The following is a 22,704-nucleotide window of genomic DNA, read 5'->3' on the forward strand; positions in this document are numbered from 1 at the left end:
AGGCTGAGTGTTGAACTCGCCTGGCTTTTTTTCTGGAACGGATATTACAGAACTTGCAATCGATCGACTTCGATTTCAGGCGTCGTGCCACCTTCGTATTCGCCGAACAGGCGTACTTTAGTGCTAGCATCAATCGTTTGCGGAAGCTGGATATCATCATCCAGTTCAACCTGAATCTCTTTTGTTCCGTCGCTGAAAATAAAGGTGTCAGCATTGATCTGCTTGATTAACCGCCCCTCAACCACTGCATCTCGTTCGGTAAACATACTGTTACTCTCCAGTAACTCAGCAACGGTTACGGTATCAACTGGCCCCGAGTAAGAAATTACAGCGCCTTTGTTGCCATTGTCAGAATGGTGATCACCTGCGAAAGCGAAGGTTGGTACCAGGATAATGGCAGATGCGATTGCGATAATTGTTGTTTTTGCAGAAATAATTTTGTTAGCCATGATTCAGTCTCCTTGTTTTGATAGTTCTATTAAACACCATCACATCTGAATGACTCATGAGCCTGATATTCAGATTCTGTTCATATTGCAAAAACGGTCTGCTGTTATAATCAGCATGAAGTGTAAGATATGGCAATTTAGGAAAAACGGACAATGGCAGTGAAGCATACTCGAATTGACATCTTGCGACATGGTTTACCTGAAGGGGACGGCTGCCTGCGTGGCCATACTGATTTTGCTATCACTCCGACTGGCTTAACGCAAATGTCTGCTGCAATCGCTGATTTGAAACAAGTCGATGTGGTGGTGACATCATCCCTGCAGCGGTGCAGCGACTTTGCTGAACAAGTCGCTGAAAAGTTCTCCGTCTCGCTTGAGCGTGCTGATGGCTGGAAAGAGATGAATTTCGGTGATTGGGATGGCAAGACCGAGGATCAATTGTGGCAAGAGCAAGGTAAGGTGATTGAACGATACTGGCAAGATCCATGGGGGGAAAAAACGCCTCATGGTGGTGAAACGCTGGCGGAATTTGATATGCGAATCGAACAAGCCTGGCAGGTATTGCTTGAGCAACATAAAGGTAAGCAGGTGCTATTGGTGACCCATGCCGGTGTTATGCGTCAGTTACTGCGTATTTTATTAGAAATGCCCAAGAGCACTACTTATATAAAGCGCATCCAGTTACCATACGCCGCACGTTACCGTGTAACGGTTTGTCATGATGAAAACGGAATGGATTGGCCGCAAATTCAATGGCCAGTCCAACAACAGTATTAATTAACAGATTAGAAGTAGCAGAGTAGAACATGCAGTTAACCACTCAAGCGTTAATGGTTCAGGGAACAACGTCAGATGCCGGTAAAAGTGTACTGGCTGCAGGATTGTGTCGGGTACTGGCCCGTAAAGGCATTAAAGTTGCGCCGTTTAAATCTCAGAACATGGCACTAAACAGTGCTGTGACCAAAGATGGTGGTGAGATAGGTCGTGCCCAGGCGGTACAGGCACAGGCATGTGGTATTGAACCCACCGTGCACATGAATCCGGTGCTATTAAAACCGAATACTGATATTGGTGCGCAAGTCATTGTGCAAGGTAAAGCTCTTGCCGATATGGACGCGATTGGCTACCACGGTTACAAAAAAGTCGTGATGGGACCGGTAATGGATTCGTTCGAACGTTTACAGAATGAATACCAAACGGTGATTATAGAAGGGGCGGGCAGCCCGGCTGAAGTCAACCTGCGTGAAAATGATGTTGCCAACATGGGCTTTGCTGAAAAAGCCGATATCCCGGTGATCATTGTTGCAGATATCGACCGAGGTGGCGTTTTTGCCCACCTGTATGGCACATTAGCCCTGCTGTCTGAATCGGAACAGGCGCGAGTAAAAGGCTTCGTCATTAACCGCTTTCGCGGCGATATTAAACTGCTTGAGTCCGGTCTGGACTGGTTGGAAGAGAAAACCGGTAAACCGGTATTCGGTGTGCTGCCGTATTTGCATGGATTAATGCTGGAAGCGGAAGATGCGATCAATGTTCAGCAGGTTGAAGCGGCCGAAGAGCAGTTGAACGTGGTTGTTCCGGTACTGACCCGGGTGAGTAACCATACTGACTTTGATCCCTTGCGCATGCATCCCCAAGTTAATTTACAGTTTGTCGGTAAAGGTCAGCAGATGCCGCCCGCCGATTTGATTATTATTCCTGGAACCAAGAGCGTTCGCAGTGACTTGGCCTTTTTACGTGAACAAGGCTGGGACAAACAAATTGAACGCCACCTGCGCTTAGGCGGCAAAGTGATGGGGATCTGTGGCGGTTACCAGATGTTAGGCGAGCACATCTCAGATCCTGATGGTATCGAAGGTGATGCCGGTGGCAGTAACGGCCTGGGATACCTAAATACGTCCACGGTGTTAGCACCAGATAAGCAGCTAAAACAGACGACAGGCACATTGCAACTGCCCGATCAGAGTGCTGTACCGGTACGTGGTTATGAAATTCACGCGGGTGTAACGTCAGGCGTTTCAACGAATGCGCCGGTGCAACTGCAAGATGGCCCGGACGGACAACTTGGTGTCGACAATCAGGTATTCGGCACTTACTTGCATGGTATCTTCGAACAGGCAGAAGCGTGTGATGCGATCCTGTCCTGGGCAGGCTTGGAAGCCACGCAGACACCGGATTTTGATGCTATTCGCGAGCAGAACATTGATCGGTTAGCCGATACCATCGAAGAACATATGGATCTCGCCAAGCTCTGGCCGGAGTGGATGGATATTTTTAACGCGAAATAGCGTCATTTTCCTTTGGGACGAGTAAAGCCACCGTAGAGATCTAGCCTGCGGTGGCGCAGGTTTGTGACGGAACCTTCGGTATTGAGGTATTTGAGTTTGTCGAGTTCGACATCGGCAAATACGATCATCTCGGTGTTAGGGCTGGCCTCGGTGATTGTTGCATCGTGGGGGAAGTAAATGTCTGACGGAGAAAATACCGCAGACTGAGCGTACTGGATATCGACATTATCGACCCGTGGCAGGTTACCGATGCTGCCGCCGATAGCGACGTAGCATTCATTTTCAATAGCCCGTGCCTGGGCGCAGAGTCTTACCCGCAGATAGCCATTTTTGGTATCAGTCCAGAAGGGTACAAACACGATTTGCACCTCCTGCTCTGCAAGCATGCGTCCCAGCTCAGGGAATTCTGCGTCGTAGCAGATCAGGATGCCGACGCGCCCGGCATCGGTCTCGAATACCTTGACCTTATCACCGCCATCAATGACCCAATCCCGCTGTTCATGGGGAGTGATATGGATTTTGTACTGCTCGTCTATGCAGCCGTCGCGATGCAGCAAGTAAGAAACATTATACAGGCGGTCGTTTTCCAGCACAGGCATACTGCCCGAGATGATATTGATATTGTAGGTGACCGCCATCTGAGAAAAACGCTGCTTTATGTCTTCGGTAAACTCGCTCAAAAAACGGATGGCTTCTACCGAAGTTTGCTCGGTCCTCAATCCCATTAGCGGGGCATTGAAAAATTCCGGGAAAAGGGCAAAGTCGGCTTGATAGTTAGAGAGTGATGATACAAAAAACTCGGCCTGATCGATTAGATCGTCCACAGAGAGCATCGCCCGCATTTGCCACTGGACAATCCCCAGGCGAACCAGCGTTTTCTCGGTATCGAGGATTGACGGGAGATCTTCTTCATAGAAAATATTGTTCCATTCCAGCAAGGTGGCATAGCCGCAGGACTTGTCGTCTTCAGGCAGGTAGCGCTTCATCAGGCGTTTAACGTCGAAGTCATTGGACAGCTGGAAAGATAGGATAGGGTCATACAGTTCCTTGCGCTTGACCTTCTCGATGTACTGGGGGACTGAAAGTTCGTCGGCGACTTTATGGTAGCCGGGTATGCGGCCACCGGCTAATATGGCTTTCAGGTTGGTACTCCGGCAGAGTTCCTTGCGTGTTTTATACAGGCGCCGTCCGAGGCGAAGTCCTCGGTAATCCGGATGCACAAACACATCCAGCCCGTATAGAGCATCACCGCTGGCTTGGTGCTGGATCACATTTTGCTCGGTGATGATATCGGTGTAGATATGGCTGAGTGAAAAGCGGTTGTAATCGACCTTGATGGTGAGGGCGGCTCCCACTATTTTGCCGCTATCTTCTATACAGATCTGGCCGTCAGGAAATTGGTGGATCAAATCCATAATAGTCATTCGCGGCCAGGCTCCCCCGACGTCATCAAACACCAAGTCCATTAAGGTGGCCAGCTCGTTATAATCACCGGGCTCGATAATACGAAGGTTTAACAGGGGAGTATTGCTATCCACACCGACTTTCTCTTTGTGTTTGTTTGAGTATATACAGTATGGATCACTGAATTTGGCACATGCATTTTAATTTTTCCCAAAGGGTTGGCTGTTTAAGCTAATTATCAACGCCTCTGTGTGATACCCGTAAAAAAGTAGATCTGGATCACAAAACAAAACTCAGGTATAGTCGCTTTGTAATTCAGTTACGGAACTTAATTACATTTATGCTTTTTTAGGCTTTTGAGAGAAAAAATAATGACAAAATTACGTAACTTTTTGATGCTATTCACCGTTCAGCTTGACTTCGATCGCAAGGAATTGGCGATCCGCGCTAATCAATCACTAAACAATTAATCACTAATCAGTTAGTCAATATCCTGGTGATGCCAGCTAACCATAACTGTTTAGCTGAATGGCTCGACGGGAAGTAACTCGAACCGATCAATTCGCGATGGTTCGAGCAAGGGCAAAGGGAGTTTGTCTAACGGGTGCAGTTTTAAAGCATTCCCACTTTACTGACCACTATTCACCTATAGTCAACTCGGCTTTAAGTCGAAAGATATGTTTGCTCAACGCAATCCCACCAATAAACAAACCAGCCGAATACCGCTTTGTCATTCTGAATTTATCCAGATTCGGTGATGCCACGGCTCCAGTTGACCTCCCTGTTCATCTGCATTATTTTATACCCAAGTAACCTCAAGATGCTCGTTTCAGCGAGAATTCATTGGCTTTTAGTCAAGGCTGCCATTTGAGTGAATAGGGTTCTATTTAAATAACATATCAAAACTAAGGAACTGCCAATGTCAGAGGTTCCAACACGTTGCCCATGGCTTGATACGAGCAAGCCGGATTATGTTGCCTACCATGATCTTGAGTGGGGCGTACCAATGCATGACGATAAAAAAATTTTTGAATTTCTCGTGCTGGAATCTGCCCAAGCAGGTCTTAGTTGGTACACCATCTTAAAAAAGCGGGAAAACTACCGTAAAGCCTTTGCCAATTTTGATCCCGTAGCTGTTGCCTCTTTTGATGAAGAAGACGTTGAGCAATTGATGAATAACTCGGGTATTGTTCGTAACCGACGAAAAATTGAAGCCGCCATCAACAACGCTCAACGATTTCTTGAAGTCCAAACTGAATTTGGCTGTTTTGCCGACTACATCTGGGGCTTTGTAGCAGGTACACCAAAAACAAATTACCTGGAATGCTTAGCGGATTATCCGGCTACCACTGCGGAGTCAGATATACTTGCTAAAGACTTGAAAAAACGAGGTTTTAAATTCCTGGGCTCCACGACAATTTATGCCCATATGCAAGCAACCGGCATGGTTAATGATCACAGTATCGACTGTTTTCGCAGGGCCGAAATTATAGAAGCCTCATCAGATAAAAATGACTGAGAGCATTAAAGAAGCCCATTACAGCCTTGGGCTTTTCATTACCTGATCAATTTATCGCCCTATTCTGCATGGAATGATCTAGTACCTCATCACAAAAGTTTTGACGAGTTCAGTCACCACACTTCGTCATTCCGTAAAGTGAGGCACGAACTTATACGGAATCTAAGGAGCACGCGGTTAGAGCTGGATCCCGGATATCTCGTACCTCAATACCGGGATGACATGTTTAGGTATTTCAACTATTCATAATTTATGTGAAAGAGTACTAGTCTTGAAGAACTATCCTGATGGAGGCGTATATGCATCAATTAATACAGCTAAATCAGGGATCGGGATTTGATATATATTTTATATCCGATATACACGGTCAATTCGACCTGCTGATGGATGTTCTGAACGAAATCGAATTCAGGTTTCCTGCAGATGGCAGAATTCAGGACAGACTTTTTATTCTTGGTGACTTAATTGACCGTGGAAATCAGTCGTTATCGGTTCTCGGTGCTGCACAGTACAATCCAGCGATAGTCAGCCTGGTTGGTAATCACGAAGTGATGGCGCACAAAGCGCTATCTGGAGACGCCCAAAGTATGCTTCTATGGGCATATAACGGTGGTTTATGGCGTGATGATCATGACCCGTACCATTTAGCGACTATGATACGTTATGCCGCTGCACGGCCTGTGGCTATAACACTAGAGATTAGCGGGAACAAAATTGGCCTTGTACATGCGGGGGTACCAGCCCCTTATGACTGGGACCCACTAGTCACCTCGATTGATAACGGTACTATCAGCGAGTCCGATCTTGATTTCATGCTGTCAGATCGGTCAGCATTCCAAAGTGGAACCGCTACAACGGTACGTAGTGTTGATGCTGTTCTGCACGGTCATAATATAGTGGAACAACTACAGCCAGTCGTCAGAGGAAACAGGTGTTACATCGACGGGGGCATGGCGTATGGCGACAGGGCTCTGGTGCTCAAATACCAGCAAAAGGGGCCAATACTGGGAATGTTTGAGGCATATGCCTTACGGCGTGACCCTATTTCATCAAAGCTGTTCAGGCAGTAATCAGTGAAAATTCCTTCTTCATATTCACTATCTCTGTTTATGCTTCTGGCTGTGTTTCTCCAACCGGCCAAACAGCAGTGACAACCCCAGACACAGTACCAGATATCCTGCGCCGACAAGCAACCAGATTTCGAAAATCAAGCCGGATGAGTTCGCCATTTCACTGCCAACAAACGTCAGCTCCTGGATCGAAATCAGCGAGATGATCGACGAGTCTTTAACCAGTGATATAAATTGACCGGCCAGCGGAGGCACAATACCCGCTAATGCTTGCGGGAAAATGACATCGCGGAAGCGATCCCAGCGAGACAGGCCCAGCGAATCTGCCGCTTCCCATTGTCCTTTGCTAATCGCATCAATACCCGAGCGGACGATTTCGGCTATATAGGCCGCGGAGATCAGGCCAACGCAAAGTACGCCAGAGAACAGGTTTTCCCACAGTTTAGAAGGGCCAAACAGAAAGTGCTGGATCTCGTTAATTTCACCGCTGTGGTAGCGCAGCAGGTTATCTAAACCGATTGCCGGTACTAACTGGCTGGAAATAAAAAAGTAGAAAATGAAAACAAATACCAGCGGCGGAATATTACGTACCAGCTGAATATAGGCTTGAGCGGGCAGCCGAAGCATCATTAATGGTGATCGGCGCGCTAACCCGAGCAGTAAACCTAACAGGCCTGCAAAGACTATTCCCCATAGGCTCAGTCGAATGGTCGTCACGAATCCCTGGAAGAAATAGGGCAGTTCGCCGGCTTTACCGGATGTAAAAATTAAGTTGAATGCTCTCGTCCAGTTCCACTGATAGTGAATACCCACTGACGAACGGTAATAAAGCCAGCCGATAAACACACCGATAATGGCGAGTAACAGCCAGTCGAGTTTGTTGAGTTTGAAAAATGCCGAGAACGTTTTCCCCGGCTTTTTTTGTATTTTTTCAGGCATCGTTAATATGTCGCTGTGTGACAAGATTATTGTCCCTCTGAGACCTGGCCTTGCCAGTCTAATGTGGTGAACCAGTAATCATGGCGCTCTTTCAACCAGCCATCTTCTGTGCGCAGCAGAATCCAGTTATTAAAGAAGTTCAGCAGATCGTGTTCACCGTGACGAAGAGCAAAAGCTTCAGAGCCTCGGCTTAAACGTTCCGTTAGCGGGATCTGTAGCTTTTCATTGTACTGAATCGTCATTTGTTCAGGTTTTGGTGACGATGCCAATACGGCATGCGCGTTACCATTCAATACTTCCTGGAAGGCTTGTGCATCATCGTCAAATTGACGCAATTTAGCTTTCGGGAAATACTTCTTAGCCGTTTGCACGGTAAATGCACCGCGACGAACTGCCAGAGTTACGCTGCGCTTGTTGTAGTCAGCAATGGTGGTCTTGTCGCCGGCTTTCTCTTTGTTGGCAGCAAGCTGAACACCTGAATGAGCATACGGAGAGGTAAACAATACACTCATGTTTCGCTGCGGAGTGATCGACATACCACCGATGATCACATCGAATTTACTCGCAAGCAGCGCCGGAATAATACCGTCCCATGCGGTTGGAATGAATTCTACCTTCAGGCCTGAATCTTCAGCCAGGCGACGGGCGACATCCACTTCGAAACCAATAAGCTCGCCCTGTTTGTCTCTCATTGCCCATGGTACAAAAGTAGATAGCCCGACACGTAACGTGCCTCGCTCTTTAATGTCTATCAGCGTGCTTTTATCTGCCGCAATAGCAGAAGAGCCTGTCATTAATGTAAATATTGCAAGAAAAGCGGTGAGTAGTCGTTTCATGCTTCCTTTCTCCTTACTGGCGGGTTTCAGCGTTTTGGCTTCCCGCACAATGATTAATTAATATTATTGGTATTATGTTGGTACATTCAATTTATGCTCTAACCAGGCTGCAAAGCCGGATAAGAGCAGAGTGACAGACAGGTAAATGCCAGCCACTGTAAACCATACTTCGAATGGCATGGCGGTATCTGCAACGATATTGCGACCCTCGGTTGTTAAATCAAAGATAGCCATAATGCTGACGATAGAAGAGTTCTTGACCAGTGATACCGTTTCATTGGTTAGTGGCGGCAAAATACGCCGGATCATTTGCGGTAAAATAACAAATCGGTAGCTGTCGATGTGTGACAAGCCAAGGCTATGGGATGCCTCAAACTGGCCTTTGGCAATATTGTTTAACCCTGCCCGAAAAATTTCTGCGGTATAAGCTCCCTGAAATAGAGAAAGAGCGAGCACCGCGGTGGTGAAGCGTTCCAGCCCTAATACCGGGCCAAATACAAAATAGAGCAGGTAAATTTGTACCAGCAGTGGTGTATTGCGGATGAGCTCGATATAGCTACGGGCAAGGCCACGGCCGATAATAGAATCAGACATCCGTAACAGGGCGGTAGTCAGACCGATCAGAAGCGTGAAGAATAAGCTGACCGCCGAAATTTTCAGCGTGATCCAAAGCCCCTCCAGTAATTCTGCCGGAAACCATTCACCGTCTTCCACAAACCACAAATATTGCGGAATACGGTACCATTGCCAGCGATAGTTCATCGCTTCTGCGCCACTGTTTAATAACCAGATCAGCGCCAGTACTACCAGCGCTATTTGTAATAGGCCTGATACTACCGGCTTAATGATTTTGAACCCGACAGCGAGTGCGCGCTTATTTAACATAGATATCAAACATCAGAAATCAATAACTCAGAATTTGTTCAAGGAATTGCTTGGTACGTTGCTGTTTCGGTGTATCGAACAGTTCAGCGGGCGGTGCTATCTCAACGATCTCGCCTTCATCCATAAAGACAACCCGATCGGCGACCTGTCGGGCAAAACCCATTTCATGGGTGACACAGACCATGGTGATGCCTTCATTAGCCAGTTCTTTCATGACATCCAGCACTTCCCTAATCATTTCAGGATCTAAGGCAGAGGTTGGCTCGTCGAATAACAAAATGTCAGGTTTCATACATAAAGAGCGCGCGATAGCGACACGCTGCTGTTGCCCGCCAGAAAGCTGTGCCGGATATTTTTCTGCCTGATGACCAATATGAACGCGTTCTAAATACTCCCTTGCCAGCGTCTCTGCCTCCGCTTTCGACATTTTCAACGTACGCCGAGGTGCCAAAGTCAGGTTATCGAGTACCGTCATATGAGGAAACAGATTGAAGTGCTGAAAAACCATCCCGACGTTGCCGTGAATAGTTTTTAAGTGTTTTTTATCAAGGGATTGCCCTGAGACGACAAGCTGACCGGCATTGAACTTCTCAAGGCCGTTAATACAGCGGATAAGGGTTGATTTACCTGATCCAGACGGTCCGCAAATAACAAGGCGTTCACCACGGTCGATGGAAAGGTTGATGTTTTTGAGGGCATGGAAGTCTCCATACCATTTATCAACTTGTTTAAATGAAATGATAGCGTCTTCAGGCAACAAGACGACCTCAGTAGTTTATAAGAATGTTTAAGCCATGTTATTGCTTTGATGAGGAAAATTCAAAGAAATAGCCTGAAAATGACCAATTAATTTCAACATTACCCAATGTGAGTGATTCATAAGCTAGCTGATTATGTCAGTTTTACGCTATTTGTGTAGTGCAACTCGCATCTTGAAGTGGCTTGGGTATAAATGTGTATTTATTTCAATAAGCATTTGCACATGCTGTTTGAAGGCGATAAGTTAGTTTTATCTTTTTTGGAGTATGAAAGACATCACTTACGTATTTGACCGAATTTGTAGTGATGTTGTAACACAGGAAGTAAAGAAGTATGTACAAGACCGATGACGTACGCATTCGCGAAATCAAAGAACTATTACCACCAGTTGCGGTATTAGAAAGATACCCTGCTACTGAAAAGGCGTCTGAGACTGTTTTTCAGTCGCGCCAGGCTATTCACAACATTCTTAATGATGAAGATGACCGCTTGCTGGTTATTGTGGGGCCTTGTTCTATTCATGATACTGAAGCGGCCATTGAATATGGCAAGAAGCTGACAGCACTACGTGAAGAACTAAAAGATCGTTTAGAAATTGTGATGCGTGTGTATTTTGAAAAACCACGTACGACGGTAGGTTGGAAAGGCCTGATCAATGACCCGTACATGGATGGTAGCTTCCAGTTAAATGATGGTTTGCGTATTGGACGTAAGCTGCTGCTTGATCTGACTGACATGGGCCTGCCGACTGCGGGTGAATTTCTGGATATGATCACGCCGCAATATATGGGTGATTTAATCAGTTGGGGTGCAATTGGTGCCCGTACGACGGAATCTCAGGTACACCGCGAGCTTTCATCGGGTTTGTCTTGTCCGGTAGGCTTTAAGAACGGAACGGATGGCAACATAAAAATTGCGACCGACGCAATTGGTTCAGCCAGTGCACCGCACCATTTTTTATCTGTGACCAAATATGGTCATTCGGCAATCGTATCAACAGCAGGTAATGAAGACTGCCATATTATTCTTCGTGGTGGCAAAGAACCCAATTACAGTGCTGAAGATGTAAATGCCGTCACTGAACAATTGGAAAAAGCCGGTCAGCGCAAGAAAGTGATGATCGACTTTAGCCACGCGAACAGCCTGAAGCAGTTCCAGCGTCAGATCGTTGTTTCTGAAGATGTCGGCAAGCAAGTTTCAGATGGTAACAGTGATATTTTCGGTGTGATGATTGAAAGCCACTTGGTAGAAGGCCGCCAGGATATTGTTGAAGGTACCGAGCCTACTTATGGCCAAAGTATTACTGATGCCTGTATTGGCTGGGCTGATACGGAAAAAGTCCTGCATCAACTAGCGGATGATGTCGTCAAGCGTCGTCAGGCGAAATAAGCTTTAAGCTGCAATGTAAAGAAATTGTAGATGCAGCACAAAGTTCGAGCTAAAGCCGGAGCATTCTGCTCCGGCTTTTTAATAAATGAAACGAATAAACAAATACTAAGTGGGATAATTATTTCTCCATTCAGCGAGAATTATAAGACTCAGATAAGACGGTCACTTAGGCGGGTATGGATACTGCTTGAACATCTCGCTAATTTGCTTATCGATAAATTCAATTCTGGAACTTGGTGTCATGGTTTCAGTGAGTCTTCGCTGCGAAACAGATCGCCACACCACTTGGTTGGAGGTATTTTCGATTAGCTCGACAATCAGTTTTCCGTACTTGTACTCTTTGTAACGGGTGGGTGAACTGAATCCGATCCCCACGTTTCTGGAAGCATATCCAAAGCCAACGCTGGTACCATAAGATTCAAAATCTGATTGGTTCTCAATGTAGTGTTTAACAGTTAGATCCGCGCTAGTCTCTGAGGCGTGCTGCAAGCCTTTATTTGCCAGTTGTGTAGTAATGGCTTCTTCTACCCGCGTAGCGTCAAGGCTGACGGCAGTCTGGCTTGGCGGTGCTGCAAATTGGTATGTTTTGAACTGACTATAGTTAATCTGGCGATTGTAATCGGTTGAGACATCAGCACTACAGCTAGCAAGTAATAGGCATAAACAGGCAGAGCGAAATAGGTTGGCCATAGCAACACCTCATAACTGTTATGTTTTATCAGTATAGTAATACCCTTCCCCCTTTGTCAGGGTAGCTGTCGCCTAATCTAAATAAGTAGATTAGACCGGGGAATTAATTTGAACAAAATTGCATTTCGATGATTAGATTTAAGCACTCTCTGACTGGCAATTAATGGATGGTAAAGTAAAGAGCAAGTCCCGCTGACTATAATTTTATCTAAATAACCATTCAAATCCTGGTGTATTTATATCTTCAATATGCCAGTTTTCTGTTTCTACCAGTCTATTAAAATATATATGCCTGAATAATATTGGTTCACTGTTGTGATTTTTAGTCAAGTTGGCGTTAATTGTTTTATAAATGACCATGATACATCGGTATTCGGTATAAATGATTCACAGGTCATAGTTTCACTGATAGTCTTCCTATGCTCTCTGGGCATAGGGTGGGTTTTAGTTACTGAGAATTGTACCTATAGCCATAAATCACACTATTTCAGTGGCTTTAACATTCCTCTCCATGGGTGATCAGTTTAATAAAAATAATAATAAAAATCATATAAATAAGTAACTAGTAAAGAGGTATGTATGCAGTTTTCGAGTGTTAAGCAACAAATTTTGTTGTTTGGAGGGGCTAGCTTGCTCGCAGTAACCGCAGCAATGGCTGGTTACAGTTATTACAGCAGCGATAATCTCAGTCAGGAGTTAGATGAATTAGTATTACATAATGCTGAAACGGTATTGAAACAAAACTTAAGTCTGTCAGCCCGGGTTGAAGCTGAAAAAATTAATATTGTGTTTAACCAGGCGATGGAATTAGCAACTAGCTACACGTCAGCCTTTAGTAAAGAAGATCCGCAAGTATCACGTCAAAGTGTCATTCAATTATTAGAGAACACCATCAATAACACGCCAAACATCATAGGAATTTATACCGGTTGGGAGGTGAATAAATTTGATGGTCAGGCAAGCAGTTATACTACTGATAAATATTCACAATCAAATGGTGAATTTAGCCCATATTTTAATCGTTCGCCGACTGGTGAAGTGGCTTCGGAAGCGACATATCCCTTCTATGCGACTAGCATGACAGAAACGGGGATCCGCGAATCGGAGTGGTATTTATGTCCAATGGAAACCAAGCAAGCCTGTGTGATTGATCCGGCAAGTTATGATATTCAAGGTGTATCAACACTAATGAGTTCGTTTGTTGCTCCGGTAATGCGTAACGGCGAATATGTGGGAATGTTCGGCGTCGATTATTCGCTTAACTTCTTGCAATCTTTGGCAACAGATACCGCTAAAAACCTGATATCGGGTCAGTCGCGAGTCATTATTTTAAGTGCATCTGGCATTGTCAGTGCCGATAGTGGCGAGCCAGCTAACATTGGTAAGAAGCTGGCAGGTACGCCGTTACAAGAGATGATTACGTCTCGTAGTGTCGGTGAAACGGTCGTTAGCGGTAACGATCTGATTGCAACTGCAGGTTTTAAGACAACAGGTACCAATACACAATGGGAAGTGATTGTTATTGCGCCGGTGGATGTTGCATTAGCCAATGCCCAAGCCATTGTGAATACCGTTAATGCGCGTTTTTCTGACAATTTAGCCGGACAGATGGGTGTTGGTTTAATTGCTGGCCTGTTTGGTTTGATTTTGATGTGGTTTGTGTCGCTATCGATTGCCTCACCAATTAGTGTGTTGGTTTCGCGTGTTAAGGCATTGACTCAATCGGGTGGTGATTTAACGCAACATATCGATATTGATCGTAAAGATGAAACGGGTCAGTTGGCAAACCACCTCAATACCTTTATTGCCGATGTTCGAGGCATTGTGACGGATATTGCAGGTACGGTTGGTTCATTAAGCCAGAGCGTGACAGCGACAGCAAAGGCGGCGACACAGAGCCAATCACAGATCATGGCTCAGCGTCAGGAAATCGAACAAGTGGTCACGGCGACCAATGAGATGTCATCGACTGCCCATAGTGTGTCTGATAATGCACAGGAAACGGCAGATGCCGTATCACTCACCCAGCAATCGGTGAATCAAGGCCAGGGTGTGGTTGGTGCGAATGCCGAAGGCTTGCGTGATCTTTCCAGGAATGTGGTTGATGCAACTCAAGTGATTGAAGAGCTTGAACAGCAAACCAATAGCATTGGCAGTATTTTGGAGGTGATCCGTAATATTTCTGAGCAAACGAACCTACTGGCATTGAATGCCGCAATTGAAGCAGCCCGTGCGGGTGAGCAAGGTCGAGGCTTTGCTGTGGTTGCTGACGAAGTAAGGAACTTAGCGATCAAGACCGCAGACTCAACAGAGGAAATCCAGCAAATGATTAACGGCCTGCGTACAAGCAGTAAGCAAGCCGTTGATACAATGCAGACGAACCGAGAGTTGAGTGATAAGTGCATGTCGCATGCTGAAGAAGCGGTGAAAGCCCTTGATGAAGTGAGCGTGCAGAGCGGTAAGATCCAAGATATGGCGCATCAGATTGCCAGTGCTGCCGAAGAGCAAGCTGCCGTTACCGAAGAAGTTAACCGCAGTATTGTGGCGATTAACGATGCTGCAGAAAACATCGGTCAAGGTTCGCAAATGGCGCAGGAAGAAAGTAATAGGGTCGCGGGATACACGAACGATGTAAGTGACAAGATTAATCACTTTAAGTATTAGATTAATGGCTTAATTCAGGCGCAATAGTGGCATAAAAACAGCAAGCATTTCTGCTTAAGGTCGATCAGTTGAATGATCTTCTAAGGCTGGCATAATCCGGGATCAGTTACTGATCCCGGATTTTTTTATTGCAGCGGTCTATGTTGACAGAGGTGAGATTGATCACCTATCATCGTTATTCGACGATAAACGAAATGGCTGATTATGATGTCTGATGAAAAAGCAATGCCTCCTAAACAAACAGCGTCATGTGTAACCGTACTTGATGGCATTGCTATTGATGAAGTAAAAGAGCAAGCACTTGCGGCGGCGGCTAAAGCTTTGTCTCACCCGGCAAGGATCCGAATTCTACGTATACTTGCTCGCCAGCAAGGCTGTTTGAATAGTGATTTGGTGGGCGAGTTGGGTTTGGCGCAGTCGACGGTTTCAGAGCATTTACGAATATTGCGCGAAGCGGGTTTTGTGATTGCTGAGCCTAAACCGCCAAGAACGTGTTTTACAATCAACGCCGATAAACTTAACGAATTTCGTTCTATGCTGGCTTATTTATAACCACGCTTGAACTAGGAGGTCATCAATGGATGGCCTTTTTATGAATCACATTAATCGTCAATCGACGATTGGCTGTTGATGGGCTATCAATAAATATGAAAGATCTGATGGCTCTTCGCTTTTTAGGTGTAAAAAATTAAAGGTATGGAAAATTATGGGTATTTTCGAACGCTTTCTAAGTGTATGGGTGGGGCTTGGTATGCTGGCTGGTATTGCTGGCGGCATGCTATTTCCAGGTTTTTTTACCTACCTTGGCGGGTTGCAATATGCACAGATTAATATGGTTATCGCAGTACTGATCTGGCTGATGATTTATCCGATGATGATGCATGTTGATTTTTCTGCTGTGCGTAATATTCATCGTCGACCAAAAGGTCTGATCATTACCATAGTAGTGAACTGGTTGATAAAGCCATTCACAATGGCGCTACTGGCAATTCTCTTTATGCGCTATCTCTTTGGTGGCTGGATTTCTCCTGAATTAGGCGAACAATACATTGCAGGAATGATTTTACTGGGTGTTGCCCCTTGTACTGCAATGGTATTTGTCTGGAGCCAGCTGACAAAAGGCGATGCTAACTATACCGTGGTCCAGGTGGCTATTAATGACTTGATTATGGTCGTTGCATTTGCACCCATTGCTGCGTTTTTGCTAGGTGTCACCGATGTGATCGTACCGTGGGATACCTTATTGCTATCGGTCTGCCTGTTTGTGGTCATTCCATTGGTTGCCGGTACAATGACACGTCACTTCATTCGTGATCAGATCAGGCTTGATAAGCTTGGGGCGCGTATTAAACCGCTTTCAATTGTTGGTCTTGTTGGCACGGTGATTTTACTGTTTGGTTTTCAGGCGCAGACCATAATTGATAATCCCGTTGATATTGTATTAATCGCCATTCCACTAATGATTCAGACCTATCTGATTTTCGCTATCACCTATATATGGATGAAAAAATCGAAGCAACCCCATTGCGTTGCGGCACCAGGCAGTATGATTGGAGCATCGAACTTTTTTGAACTGGCCGTCGCGGTAGCAATCAGCCTGTTTGGTATTCATTCCGGAGCGGCCTTGGCGACTATTGTGGGGGTATTGGTTGAGGTGCCGGTGATGTTATCGCTGGTGGCTTATGCGAACCGTACCCGAGAGCAGTTTCCTGTCAGATCAGCCTGATTAAGTATCGCGAAGAGATAAGATAATCCGATAAATTTCCATGAATGGTCAAACGTTATTTTTTCAGCCTCTTACTGGTAGGTAAGAGGCTGTTGTTTAAGGTTACTATCATATGTTCATTGGATAGATTGTTATCTTCTGCAGCTGAATCCATCATTAAACTCGATATGGCGAGCTTCCGAGAGCCTGAATTCATGGGTGTGTTTGTCACAGTGGGGAAACTGACAGTAAATGGAGTACTCTCTGTGTAAGCCGTTGTCCAAAAAAGCTTCCAGAACATCCTGAGTATCTGCAATTAGCGTTTTTTCTTCCATCGCTGCACCTCCAAACAATCAGACTTTCTTTCAGTAAAGTTGTTTTGTCAGTATCAAATTGTCTTAATAACAAGAAGATTGGTATATACCCAAGTAACCTCAAGATGCTCGTTTCAGCGAGAATTTCCAGGCACTAAGGTCAGGCGCTGATTTGTAGATATAGTTGCTCTACATCAAAAATCAGCAACGCAACATTAGTGCCTGGAAAACTCGCCCTTCGGGAGTGATCCAGCCAGCCCACTTCTGTGTCAAATGCACTTGAAAGGATCAGTCATTCCTTCGCACATTTTCCTTGAATTGAACTGGCTGATATCACTCTGAATCCTGCATTTTGAGGTAACTTGGGTATAACGTTATGGCCGGTAAATAAATAGCGTCCAAAGTAACCTGGCCGCTATTGTTTTTGCTCTTGGTGATGGAATAACCGTTTAAGCCGTTAACACGATTTTACCGACGGCCTGGCCCGATTCCAGGCGGGCATGGGCATCAGCCACTTGCCAGATAGTGAAATCAGTCTGGTCAATAAGTGGTTTTACTAATCCTTTATCGACCAGTGCTGCAACCTGAGTCAGGATTTCACCATGAGACTGTCGGTTGATCCCGTGAACTAACGGAATAAGCATTAAGATACTGTGAAAACTCAGACTCTTCAGGGCAACCTGTAACACATCACTGATGGGTAATGTCGTCGCAACAGCGCCATTGAAACGAGCGGCTTCAAAACTGCGCTGGATATTGTCTCCGGCAACGGTATCAAATATAGCGTCAAAACCCACACCATCCGTATATTGCTTTACGTAGTCAGAAACGGACTGCTCGGTGGCATTGATCAGGTGATCGGCGCCCAGCGTCTGTGCTGTGGCCATATTATGCGGCATGGAGGTAGCCGAAACGGTGGCACCAAAATGTTTAGCCAGTTGAATCGCAATATGTCCCACGCCTCCCGTGGCACCGTGGATCAGGACATTATCACCAGGCTGGATGCGTAGTTTGTCGTGCAGTGCTTCCCAGGCCGTAATTGACACTAAAGGCAGGGCAGCAGCTTCTCTCATGCTCAGGGAGGTTGGCTTTAATGCCATTAAATCGGCATCAACCAACATGTACTCGGCTAATGCCCCGTCAGTACCCGCAATACCGCCAGCACAACCATATACTTCATCACCGACACTGAACTGTGTTACACCGTCGCCAATCGCGCTGACAATACCCGCCACATCACCATGCAGTACTTCAGGTAAGTTAGCTGACCATGGGGTGCTGCTTGAGCGAAGCATGGTATCAAGAGGGTTGACACTGGTTGCCTTCACTTCAATAACCATATGACCTGCTTTTACTTCTGGCTTATCGCGTTCGACAAGCTGGAACACGTCACAGCTACCTAACTCTTTAATGACCATCGCTTTCATGTTTTTACTCCTTATCTGTTTAGGGAGCCAATATTAATTATTGCGATTAAGGATGGAAATGCGGCCACGAACAACACTGTTTTGCTTTTTAGACAACGAGGAGGTAGGGTTGCTGCGAATTAGAGCCAATCAAAACAAATATAAGCACAATGAATGTGCAGAACGTAGAAGGTCAGAAAGAGTATGGTCACACGCTTGATGTATTTTAATTGCGTTGTTGAAACCGGCAGTATCTCTGAAGCCAGTAGGATTTTTGATATCCAGCCATCATCAGTATCAAGGCAGATTGCGGCGTTGGAAAAAGAGCTCGGTGTGCGATTACTGAATCGAACCACACGTAACATCGGGCTGACCGAGGCAGGGCAGAAGTTTTACGAGTATTCGCAACGTATAGTTTCAGAATTGGATGAAGCCAAAAGAGCGGTAAATGACTTACAGGAAAGCCCGAAAGGTAAGTTAAAAGTCAGCATGACCGTAGGGTTTGGCGAAAGTATTGTTCTGCCGCTTATTCCCGAATTCATGGCCGCGTATCCAGATATTAATGTTGAGCTTGAACTGACTGAGCGTGTGGTCGATCTGGTGGAAGAAAATATCGATATTGCCATACGCAGTGGTCGGTTGCCTGATTCTAATCTCATCGCTAAACAATTGGCTTATAACAATTTTTTACTATGTTCCAGTCCTGCGTATTTAGCTAAACACGATGCTCTTCAATCTCCGTTTGAACTGGGTCAGTATGACTGTATTCGTTATGGCTACGTCGGTTGGCGAGACTGGTATGTGATGGACGATGGTAAGGCAACAAAACTAACCATTGATGGTGGCCTTACCGTCAATACGGTTAATGGTCAGAAGCAACTGTTGCTCAACGATGCGGGGCTGGCTCTAATGCCGTTATGGGCTGTCAAAGATGAACTTAAAAGTGGTGCGTTAGTGCATGTGTTGCCAGACCATACGTTTAGCCCTTATGAGATCATCAGCTCAACCTATGCGATTTACCTTAAGCGTGAATTAATTTCACCAAAAGTGCGGGTATTTATCGATTTTCTTAGTCAGCGTATAGAAGCGATTACATCGTTTAGCCAATGAACAGATTAGTTTTTTATCGATGAAGCCAAACCGTCGTCATCCTTGCTCTTTATCATCCATTGAAGCGCTTAATACTGATCTTTTCACTATCGATTGGATTTACAGTAGCGATTATCGGGGATCCACAGTCCACTGAACCTTCCGTGCATGATGGATCCCTGATAACCGCTAGGTAAGTTTTGAGAAAGCCTACAAGTTCAGTGTTTGGCGGTTTCTGGGATGACGGACTTCGACTGTTTTAATCCATCATCTTCACTGTGTTTAGGTACTAGCAGCATGCTCAAATAGTCTATCTTCAATATGTGGGGCAGGGGCAGAGAGGACGTATGAATACATTCAGATCACTGTTCGTGCTCGTAAGCGTATTGATTGCCTCATGTTACAGTAATTTGTATTCCAAACCAGTTCCTGATCACCGGGAAGATATTTCTACCATCTCGGAAGAATACGTGAAAGCAACAAGGGGAGGCGTATTGGATCTGACTGCTGTGATCCCCGGAAAAGTCTATCACCCCCGGGATGGTTATATCAGTTATGAGCGCCTTTGGTGCTTAGATGAAGAAAAAGGCTCAGTTGATGAATATCGCACCTTAATGGCAGAGGTTTGTCAATTGAAAGGCGGCACCATGACCAGTGACTGGTGTAGCGATTCAGCGAGTAAACGTCCGTTGTTCAGTGCTACCATCGAGCAAAATAACACGACCTGCACAGGTGGTGACCCAACCACTATCATTCATACCTTAGAGCCCATTTCATCATCCGCAGCCAGTGAGTGGCGAGTCACGGCAGAGGTGTTCGGCTATCAAGCTGACTAGTGGAATAGGTATTATGCTTTCAGATTATTCACTTTGTATGCAATTTATGAGCAATTTAATATTGTAACGGGAATACAATCCAAGTAGATTTTTTTGGAATGAAATAATTAGTGATGATGTTAGGGAATGAACGGTATGGAAGCATTACCAGGAAAGAGAGTGGTGATCATCGGTGGAAGCTCTGGTATTGGGTTGGATATCGCTCGCCATCTTTTAAGTAAAGGTATGGAGGTCACTCTGGCCAGTCGGAATGTCGCTAAACTTGAGCGTGCTCGGCGCTATCTTGACAGGCCTGTAGATATTTTTCCTCTTGATGCTTCGGATGATAATCAGGTCAAACAATTTTTTGAACAACTAGAACCTTTTGACCACCTGGTGACCACTTCAGGGACGGTTATTAAGGGGCCGCTAATAGATCTGGACTTCTCTGATATAACCCAAACGATTGAAAATAAACTTCACAGCCAGATACTGGCGACTAAATATGGCATTAATAAAATAAGAGCTGGTGGCTCGATAACGTTATTTTCTGGTGCATTTAGTCAAAAGAGCTTCGTCGGTACTTCAATTATGACGGCTATCAACTGTGCAGTTGAAGGCTTTGCAAAAGCGCTGGCATTAGAGGTTGCGCCCATAAGAGTGAATGCAATTTCTCCCGGCTATATTGATACCCCAATTCGTCAGTGGAACAGTGAGGAAGAGAAGATAGAATTTTTTAAACAGGTAGAGGAAAAACTACCCTTAAAGCGAATGGGGGTTACCGAAGATATCTCTGAACTTGTCGATTATTTAATTCACAGCAAGTACACAACCGGTACGGTCAATTATATTGATGGCGGGTTGTCCTTAACGTAGTTGCTCAACGAACCAGTGAATAAACGGATGTGCTTACTTTCGGTTTAAGCCTGAAGTGATTAAAACTTATCCATAATGTTGAATGTGTGTTAAATTTATCTGGACAGACCAGATGAGGGTAAAGCAAATGACATGGAATAAGTTATCCGTTACCGAAGACAATGGCATTGTCACGGTCGCATTAAATCGACCGGAAAAACTCAATGCCCTGGATATGGAAATGTTCACTGAGTTAGATGCTGTTAGCAAACAGTTACGTAAGCGCAAAGACATACGAGCAGTAATTCTAACTGGCAATGGCGGCACATTCAGCAGCGGGTTGGATATTAAAAGTGTCGCAACCAAGAAATCTACTGTATTAAGTTTATTGGCCAAGGTACTGCCGGGTAATGCAAACCTTGCGCAGCGTGTTTCAAGAAACTGGCGTAAAATCCCAGTTCCTGTGATAGCGGTTATCGAAGGGCGCTGTTATGGGGGAGGACTACAAATTGTAATGGGGGCTGATTTACGTATTGCTGCTCATGATGCTGAATTATCGATCATGGAGATCCGCTGGGGGTTAGTGCCAGATATGGGCGGGCTATTGGCCTTGAGAGAAGTGATGTCAAAAGATGTTGCCATGCAGTTAACGTTAACCGGAGACATTATTTCTGCTCAAGATGCCTTAGAATATGGCATGGTGACAGAGGTGAGTGAAAACCCGATGGAAACGGCGCTCGGTATATGTAGTAAAATTGCCAAAGCGTCACCAGATGCCATAGCGGCCATAAAATGCACCACTAATCGCTGCTGGGTAAGCAGTGAACGAGCGCTATTAGCGAGAGAAACGATCAGTCAGATTCGATTACTCTTGGGAAGAAACTTTACGATAGCCGCAAAACGCCAGCGAACAAAAACAGATATTGATTATCAAGAACGGCAGTCGTTCTGGTAATATTCAGGTAATTAAAAAAGGTGCAGCGGTGCCTTTTCCTTTTTTATCGAATAATTAATACCAATCTGAATAACTATCTAATTAATACCTAAACACAGTGAAGATGATGGATTAAAACAGTCGAAGTCCGTCATCCCAGAAACCGCCAAACACTGAACTTGCAGGCTTTCTCAAAACTCACCTGGCGGTTATCAGGGATCCATCATGCACGGAAGGTCCAGTGGACTGTGGATCCCCGATAATCGCTACTGTAAATCCAATCGATAATGAAAAGATCAACATTAAGCGATTTCGAGGATGACGACGGTTTGGCTTCATCGATAAAAAACTAATCTGTTCAATCAATCATAATTAATGAGTCAAGGTACTAGCAGATATAATTAATACGGGAGTGTTGCAAATAATCAGATAAGGCAGATCTAGCCAGTCATTGGCTTAAAGTTACGAGTAAATCACTTCAACATTGAATAAACGATTCATGAAGGCGGATCTCTCCCGCACAAGGGTTTCACGTTCATCATGACGTAACCAAAAATCAAACTGACCTTTGTTCAACATCCGTAATGATTCGAATCCCTGGATGGTTGACCAGGCCCGCTTTCGTATTTTGAAACCGCCGGTGGCTACAACAAGCTTCTTGATGGGGGCGTGATCGGACTCAATACCATTATTG

General features: G+C 45.2%; 21 protein-coding genes. 12 read left to right on the forward strand and 9 right to left on the reverse strand.

Features of this window, described 5'->3' with window-relative positions; genetic code table 11:
- Positions 1 to 44: 44 nt before the first annotated feature.
- Positions 45 to 449, reverse strand: coding sequence for a YgiW/YdeI family stress tolerance OB fold protein (locus tag L4D76_RS24430; protein WP_428443470.1), 405 nt, complete (start codon positions 447 to 449; stop codon positions 45 to 47).
- A 153-nt stretch (positions 450 to 602) separates the two neighbouring features.
- Here L4D76_RS24430 and L4D76_RS24435 point away from each other — a divergent pair, with 153 nt between their 5' ends.
- Positions 603 to 1,226, forward strand: coding sequence for a histidine phosphatase family protein (locus L4D76_RS24435; RefSeq protein ID WP_428443471.1), 624 nt, complete (start codon positions 603 to 605; stop codon positions 1,224 to 1,226).
- Between the two features lie 29 nt (positions 1,227 to 1,255).
- Positions 1,256 to 2,737: a cobyric acid synthase gene (locus L4D76_RS24440; RefSeq protein ID WP_428443472.1), complete on the forward strand. Its 1,482-nt coding sequence runs from the start codon at positions 1,256 to 1,258 to the stop codon at positions 2,735 to 2,737.
- Between the two features lie 2 nt (positions 2,738 to 2,739).
- On the opposite strand, the gene L4D76_RS24445 is transcribed toward L4D76_RS24440, so the two are convergent.
- Positions 2,740 to 4,275 (reverse strand): GNAT family N-acetyltransferase, encoded by a 1,536-nt coding sequence (locus tag L4D76_RS24445; RefSeq protein ID WP_428443473.1) that lies wholly within the window; start codon positions 4,273 to 4,275, stop codon positions 2,740 to 2,742.
- A gap of 785 nt (positions 4,276 to 5,060) precedes the next feature.
- Here L4D76_RS24445 and L4D76_RS24450 point away from each other — a divergent pair.
- Both L4D76_RS24450 and L4D76_RS24455 read left to right on the forward strand, forming a co-directional pair.
- A complete protein-coding gene (locus tag L4D76_RS24450) occupies positions 5,061 to 5,660 on the forward strand; it encodes a DNA-3-methyladenine glycosylase I (RefSeq protein WP_428443474.1) in 600 nt (199 codons plus the stop codon).
- 299 nt (positions 5,661 to 5,959) lie between these two features.
- Positions 5,960 to 6,730, forward strand: a complete 771-nt coding sequence (locus tag L4D76_RS24455; protein WP_428443475.1) for a metallophosphoesterase — start codon at positions 5,960 to 5,962, stop codon at positions 6,728 to 6,730.
- A 27-nt stretch (positions 6,731 to 6,757) separates the two neighbouring features.
- On the opposite strand, the gene L4D76_RS24460 is transcribed toward L4D76_RS24455, so the two are convergent.
- The 4 genes from L4D76_RS24460 to L4D76_RS24475 form a co-directional block, all read right to left on the reverse strand.
- The gene (locus tag L4D76_RS24460; RefSeq protein WP_428443476.1) at positions 6,758 to 7,669 is read right to left on the reverse strand and encodes an amino acid ABC transporter permease; all 912 of its coding nucleotides are present in this window, start codon (positions 7,667 to 7,669) and stop codon (positions 6,758 to 6,760) included.
- Positions 7,670 to 7,695: 26 nt separating this feature from the next.
- On the reverse strand, positions 7,696 to 8,505 hold the full coding sequence (locus tag L4D76_RS24465; protein WP_428443477.1) for a transporter substrate-binding domain-containing protein: 810 nt from the start codon (positions 8,503 to 8,505) through the stop codon (positions 7,696 to 7,698).
- A 72-nt stretch (positions 8,506 to 8,577) separates the two neighbouring features.
- Positions 8,578 to 9,390, reverse strand: a complete 813-nt coding sequence (locus L4D76_RS24470; protein WP_428443478.1) for an amino acid ABC transporter permease — start codon at positions 9,388 to 9,390, stop codon at positions 8,578 to 8,580.
- Positions 9,391 to 9,409: 19 nt separating this feature from the next.
- The gene (locus tag L4D76_RS24475; protein ID WP_428443479.1) at positions 9,410 to 10,150 is read right to left on the reverse strand and encodes an amino acid ABC transporter ATP-binding protein; all 741 of its coding nucleotides are present in this window, start codon (positions 10,148 to 10,150) and stop codon (positions 9,410 to 9,412) included.
- Positions 10,151 to 10,482: 332 nt separating this feature from the next.
- On the opposite strand from L4D76_RS24475, the gene aroG reads away from it, so the two are divergent.
- Entirely contained in the window at positions 10,483 to 11,538 is a 1,056-nt protein-coding gene (aroG, locus tag L4D76_RS24480) for a 3-deoxy-7-phosphoheptulonate synthase AroG (RefSeq protein WP_428443480.1), read from the forward strand.
- A 162-nt stretch (positions 11,539 to 11,700) separates the two neighbouring features.
- On the opposite strand, the gene L4D76_RS24485 is transcribed toward aroG, so the two are convergent.
- On the reverse strand, positions 11,701 to 12,228 hold the full coding sequence (locus L4D76_RS24485; RefSeq protein ID WP_428443481.1) for a DUF4136 domain-containing protein: 528 nt from the start codon (positions 12,226 to 12,228) through the stop codon (positions 11,701 to 11,703).
- Between the two features lie 579 nt (positions 12,229 to 12,807).
- On the opposite strand from L4D76_RS24485, the gene L4D76_RS24490 reads away from it, so the two are divergent.
- From L4D76_RS24490 to arsB, 3 genes are all read left to right on the forward strand, one after another.
- Positions 12,808 to 14,892: a methyl-accepting chemotaxis protein gene (locus tag L4D76_RS24490; RefSeq protein ID WP_428443482.1), complete on the forward strand. Its 2,085-nt coding sequence runs from the start codon at positions 12,808 to 12,810 to the stop codon at positions 14,890 to 14,892.
- Positions 14,893 to 15,117: 225 nt separating this feature from the next.
- A complete protein-coding gene (locus tag L4D76_RS24495) occupies positions 15,118 to 15,444 on the forward strand; it encodes an ArsR/SmtB family transcription factor (protein ID WP_428443483.1) in 327 nt (108 codons plus the stop codon).
- 154 nt (positions 15,445 to 15,598) lie between these two features.
- Positions 15,599 to 16,618 (forward strand): ACR3 family arsenite efflux transporter, encoded by a 1,020-nt coding sequence (gene arsB, locus L4D76_RS24500; protein ID WP_428443484.1) that lies wholly within the window; start codon positions 15,599 to 15,601, stop codon positions 16,616 to 16,618.
- Between the two features lie 742 nt (positions 16,619 to 17,360).
- Here the strand turns inward: arsB and L4D76_RS24505 are convergent.
- Positions 17,361 to 18,338, reverse strand: coding sequence for a zinc-dependent alcohol dehydrogenase family protein (locus tag L4D76_RS24505; protein WP_428443485.1), 978 nt, complete (start codon positions 18,336 to 18,338; stop codon positions 17,361 to 17,363).
- Positions 18,339 to 18,536: 198 nt separating this feature from the next.
- Between L4D76_RS24505 and L4D76_RS24510 the strand changes: the two genes are divergently transcribed.
- From L4D76_RS24510 to L4D76_RS24525, 4 genes are all read left to right on the forward strand, one after another.
- Entirely contained in the window at positions 18,537 to 19,427 is an 891-nt protein-coding gene (locus L4D76_RS24510) for a LysR family transcriptional regulator (RefSeq protein ID WP_428443486.1), read from the forward strand.
- Between the two features lie 326 nt (positions 19,428 to 19,753).
- Positions 19,754 to 20,242 carry a hypothetical protein gene (locus L4D76_RS24515; RefSeq protein WP_428443487.1) on the forward strand — a complete coding sequence of 163 codons (489 nt, stop codon included), beginning with the start codon at positions 19,754 to 19,756 and terminating at the stop codon, positions 20,240 to 20,242.
- A 135-nt stretch (positions 20,243 to 20,377) separates the two neighbouring features.
- The gene (locus L4D76_RS24520; RefSeq protein ID WP_428443488.1) at positions 20,378 to 21,097 is read left to right on the forward strand and encodes an SDR family oxidoreductase; all 720 of its coding nucleotides are present in this window, start codon (positions 20,378 to 20,380) and stop codon (positions 21,095 to 21,097) included.
- Between the two features lie 127 nt (positions 21,098 to 21,224).
- Positions 21,225 to 22,031 carry a crotonase/enoyl-CoA hydratase family protein gene (locus L4D76_RS24525; RefSeq protein WP_428443489.1) on the forward strand — a complete coding sequence of 269 codons (807 nt, stop codon included), beginning with the start codon at positions 21,225 to 21,227 and terminating at the stop codon, positions 22,029 to 22,031.
- A gap of 441 nt (positions 22,032 to 22,472) precedes the next feature.
- On the opposite strand, the gene L4D76_RS24530 is transcribed toward L4D76_RS24525, so the two are convergent.
- Positions 22,473 to 22,704: DDE-type integrase/transposase/recombinase (locus tag L4D76_RS24530; RefSeq protein WP_428443490.1), on the reverse strand; the 232-nt coding region annotated here is incomplete at its 5' end.

The organism is Photobacterium sagamiensis, from assembly GCF_050337085.1.
Taxonomy (GTDB): domain Bacteria; phylum Pseudomonadota; class Gammaproteobacteria; order Enterobacterales; family Vibrionaceae; genus Photobacterium; species Photobacterium sagamiensis.

Coding starts and splice junctions, on each gene's coding strand:
- L4D76_RS24510 (WP_428443486.1), top strand. CDS start 18,537: ATGTATTTTAATTGCGTTGTTGAAACCGGCAGTATCTCTGAAGCCAGT.
- L4D76_RS24440 (WP_428443472.1), top strand. CDS start 1,256: ATGCAGTTAACCACTCAAGCGTTAATGGTTCAGGGAACAACGTCAGAT.
- L4D76_RS24460 (WP_428443476.1), bottom strand. CDS start 7,669: ATGCCTGAAAAAATACAAAAAAAGCCGGGGAAAACGTTCTCGGCATTT.
- L4D76_RS24485 (WP_428443481.1), bottom strand. CDS start 12,228: ATGGCCAACCTATTTCGCTCTGCCTGTTTATGCCTATTACTTGCTAGC.
- L4D76_RS24470 (WP_428443478.1), bottom strand. CDS start 9,390: ATGTTAAATAAGCGCGCACTCGCTGTCGGGTTCAAAATCATTAAGCCG.
- L4D76_RS24520 (WP_428443488.1), top strand. CDS start 20,378: ATGGAAGCATTACCAGGAAAGAGAGTGGTGATCATCGGTGGAAGCTCT.
- aroG (WP_428443480.1), top strand. CDS start 10,483: ATGTACAAGACCGATGACGTACGCATTCGCGAAATCAAAGAACTATTA.
- arsB (WP_428443484.1), top strand. CDS start 15,599: ATGGGTATTTTCGAACGCTTTCTAAGTGTATGGGTGGGGCTTGGTATG.
- L4D76_RS24465 (WP_428443477.1), bottom strand. CDS start 8,505: ATGAAACGACTACTCACCGCTTTTCTTGCAATATTTACATTAATGACA.
- L4D76_RS24495 (WP_428443483.1), top strand. CDS start 15,118: ATGCCTCCTAAACAAACAGCGTCATGTGTAACCGTACTTGATGGCATT.
- L4D76_RS24490 (WP_428443482.1), top strand. CDS start 12,808: ATGCAGTTTTCGAGTGTTAAGCAACAAATTTTGTTGTTTGGAGGGGCT.
- L4D76_RS24435 (WP_428443471.1), top strand. CDS start 603: ATGGCAGTGAAGCATACTCGAATTGACATCTTGCGACATGGTTTACCT.
- L4D76_RS24430 (WP_428443470.1), bottom strand. CDS start 449: ATGGCTAACAAAATTATTTCTGCAAAAACAACAATTATCGCAATCGCA.
- L4D76_RS24450 (WP_428443474.1), top strand. CDS start 5,061: ATGTCAGAGGTTCCAACACGTTGCCCATGGCTTGATACGAGCAAGCCG.
- L4D76_RS24505 (WP_428443485.1), bottom strand. CDS start 18,338: ATGAAAGCGATGGTCATTAAAGAGTTAGGTAGCTGTGACGTGTTCCAG.
- L4D76_RS24455 (WP_428443475.1), top strand. CDS start 5,960: ATGCATCAATTAATACAGCTAAATCAGGGATCGGGATTTGATATATAT.
- L4D76_RS24525 (WP_428443489.1), top strand. CDS start 21,225: ATGACATGGAATAAGTTATCCGTTACCGAAGACAATGGCATTGTCACG.
- L4D76_RS24515 (WP_428443487.1), top strand. CDS start 19,754: ATGAATACATTCAGATCACTGTTCGTGCTCGTAAGCGTATTGATTGCC.